Origin of the sequence: Pseudomonas sp. Sample_9 (assembly GCF_004307535.1) — a bacterium.
Lineage (GTDB): Bacteria > Pseudomonadota > Gammaproteobacteria > Pseudomonadales > Pseudomonadaceae > Aquipseudomonas > Aquipseudomonas mercuritolerans.
Genome location: NZ_RAZO01000088.1, coordinates 1 through 1,629, shown reverse-complemented (window position 1 = coordinate 1,629; position 1,629 = coordinate 1). Strand labels below are relative to the sequence as shown.

Sequence of the window (1,629 nt, the reverse complement as noted above, 5' to 3'; positions counted from 1 at the left end):
GCACCAGATTTTCGAAATTGCCACCGGTAGCGCCAGTGATCGTGGTGCTGACGGTACTGCCATTGTTGTAGACGTCATTGGCCGCAGTCGGCACGTTGACGGTGCCGACGGTTTCGCCAGCCGCGATGGTAATGGTCGAGCCGTTCGACAGCGTGACGGCTACCGGGGTTTGCGCCGGGTTGGTCAGTGTCGCGGTATAGGTGATCTGGCCGCCTTCAACAATGTTGTTGGTCGCGGTCAGGGTCAGGCCGGTGTTATCGACAGAGTCGGTAATCGTGGTGACAGCTGGCGTCGGATTCGGCACCAGATTTTCGAAGTTGCCACCGGTAGCGCCAGTGATCGTGGTGCTGACGGTGCTGCCGTTGTTGTAGACGTCGTTGGCCGCAGTCGGCACGTTGACGGTGCCCACGGTTTCGCCGGCCGCGATGGTGATGGTCGAACCGTTCGACAGGGTGACGGTCACCGGCGTCTGCGCCGGGTTGGTCAGTGTCGCGGTGTAAGTGATTTGACCGCCTTCAACAATGTTATTGGTCGCGGTCAGCGTCAGGCCGGTGTTATCAACCGAATCAGTGATCGTGGTAACGGCAGGCGTGGTGTTCGGCACCAGGTTTTCAAAGTTGCCGCCGGTAGCACTAGTGATCGTGGTGCTGACGGTGCCGCCATTGTTGTAGACGTCGTTGGCCGCAGTCGGCACGTTGACGGTGCCGACGGTCTCACCAGCTGCAATGGTAATGGTCGAGCCGTTCGACAGGGTGACGGTCACCGGCGTCTGCGCTGGATTGGTCAGTGTCGCGGTATAGGTGATCTGACCGCCTTCAACAATGTTGTTGGTCGCGGTCAGCGTCAGGCCGGTGTTGTCGACCGAGTCGGTGATCGTAGTGACTGCTGGCGTGGTGTTCGGCACCAGGTTTTCGAAGTTGCCGCCGGTAGCGCCGGTAATGGTGGTGCTGACGGTGCTGCCATTGTTGTAAACGTCATTGGCCGCAGTCGGCACGTTGACGGTGCCGACGGTCTCGCCAGCGGCAATGGTGATGGTCGAGCCGTTGGACAGCGTGACGGTTACCGGGGTTTGTGCCGGGTTGGTCAACGTCGCGGTGTAAGTGATCTGGCCGCCTTCGACGACGTTATTCGTCGCAGTCAGGGTCAGACCGGTGTTGTCGACCGAATCGGTGATCGTGGTAACGGCAGGTGTGGTGTTTGGCACCAGGTTTTCGAAGTTGCCGCCGGTAGCGCCAGTGATGGTGGTGCTGACGGTGCTGCCGTTGTTGTACACGTCGTTGGCCGCAGTCGGCACGTTGACGGTGCCAACGGTTTCGCCAGCCTCAATGGTGATGGTCGAGCCGTTCGACAGAGTGACGGTCACCGGGGTTTGCGCCGGGTTGGTCAAGGTCGCGGTGTAGGTGATCTGGCCGCCTTCAACAATGTTGTTGGTCGCGGTCAGGGTCAGGCCGGTGTTGTCGACCGAATCAGTGATCGTAGTAACGGCTGGCGTGGTGTTCGGCACCAGGTTTTCGAAATTGCCGCCGGTAGCCCCGGTGATCGTCGTGCTGACGGTGCTGCCGTTGTTGTAGACGTCATTGGCCGCAGTCGGCACGTTCACGGTGCCGACGGTTTCGCCGGCAGCAATGG

At 60.5% G+C, this 1,629-nt stretch carries 1 protein-coding gene; it reads right to left on the bottom strand.

From position 1 onward, the window contains the following. A partial coding sequence (locus tag D6877_RS04865; protein WP_347233398.1) for an immunoglobulin-like domain-containing protein occupies positions 1-1,629 on the bottom strand: 1,629 nt, incomplete at both ends.